A 1504-nucleotide genomic window follows, 5' to 3' on the forward strand; every position below is an offset into this window, starting at 1 on the left:
CGCCGGCCGTCAGGGTGCCCGCGTCGTACTTGATCATGCCCCAGCCGGCCGTGGGCTCGGGCGCCCGGGGAGCCCCGGGGCCGCAGGGGGTGACGGGGCCCGTCGACGCCGCCCTGTGACGGGGCGTCTCGCTGGGTCCCCGATTTGACTAGCCGCTGGCTAGTGAATGGCTGTTCATTGGTAAAGTGAATGTCCGGCGGGCGGTGTCACACCCGGCGGAACACCCCCGAGCTGTCCCCTGGAGCCCTGACCGCGATGACGACGACCGCCACGACCTCCGCCGCCACGCCCGAACCCGAGGAGCCGCACGAGGTCTGGCGCGTCCTCACCGAGCGCGCGCGAACCGGCAGCCTCCCCGGAGCGCGCACCGACGGGCATCGCGTCGCTCTGGCCATCGAGGGCGGCGGAATGCGCGGCATCATCGCCGGCGGGATGGCCCTGGCTCTCCACGAGCTCGGACTGACCAACAGCTTCGACGCCGTCTACGGCGCCTCCGCCGGTGCCGCCTCCGCGGCGTGGCTGCTGAGCACGAGCCCGCAGTCCCTGCGCTTCTGGGCGGTTCCGAAGTACGCCAGAACGCTGATACGGCGCTCCAATCCGCTGCGCGGCAAACCGCTCGTGGACCTGCACGCCTTCTACGAGGTGCTCTACCGCTACGGCGACCAGGACTGCGCGCCGATGGACTTCGACTCCATCCTCGCGAGCGGAATCGAGTACCACCCCCTGGCCACCGACGCCGCGACCGGGGAGTCGACCGACCTGCGGCCCTTCATCGCCGACGCCGCCGAACTGCGCCTCGCCCTGCGGGCCAGCGCCTCCCTGCCCCTCCTGGCGGGCGAACCGGTGACGCTGCGCGGACGCCGGTTCTACGACGCGGGCGTCTCCGAGTCCATTCCCTACCGGACCGCGCTGGCCCAGGGAGCGACCCACGTCATGGTGCTGCGTTCGCGGCGCGCGATCGACGTCGCGCGGCCGTCGCGCTCCGCCCCGCTCATCGCCAGGACGGTGCTGCGGCGTGAGCCCGCGGCCCTGCGGCAGGTGTTCCTCGACCGCGCAACGCGCCAGGCCGAGGACGACGCCCGTCTGATCGACCACGCGGCGATCGTCTCGATCCGCCCCGCCCCGGATTCGCCGGCCGTCAGCCGCCTGGCACGCGAGGGCGACCTCCTCGAAACCGCACTGGAAGCGGGCCGCACCGCCGTGCACGACGCCTACGGCCACCTGTACGGCACTTGAGCCTTCGGGCTTCGCCCGCCGGAGCCCTCAACGAGGCAGACGTGATCGTCTGATAGTATTGATCTTGAGCAGATCGGGAGAGGTTAGCCCGGTCCGCAATGCGTTGGTGGTCCAAGGAAGGACGCCCCGCTTCCTGCGGGGAAATGCAGGTGCAAGGCCTGCCCGGCGCTCCACCCCTACCACACTCTAGCTAGCCCGTATCGAATGCAGACCCGGGGTTAAGCCCCGGGCTTTCACACCCGACGTGACAAGCCGCCTACGAGCTCTT

Annotated in this window: 1 protein-coding gene; it reads left to right on the forward strand. The window is 70.9% G+C overall.

Annotated features, from left to right (window positions below):
* Nucleotides 1-255: 255 nt before the first annotated feature.
* A complete protein-coding gene (locus ACWEBX_RS40515) occupies nucleotides 256-1236 on the forward strand; it encodes a patatin-like phospholipase family protein (protein ID WP_451889693.1) in 981 nt (326 codons plus the stop codon).
* Nucleotides 1237-1504 lie beyond the last annotated feature (268 nt).

It is taken from the genome of Streptomyces sp. NPDC005070 (assembly GCF_053600395.1).

Excerpts from the sequence above, each read along its gene's own strand:
- ACWEBX_RS40515 (WP_451889693.1), top strand. The coding sequence starts at position 256 with ATGACGACGACCGCCACGACCTCCGCCGCCACGCCCGAACCCGAGGAG.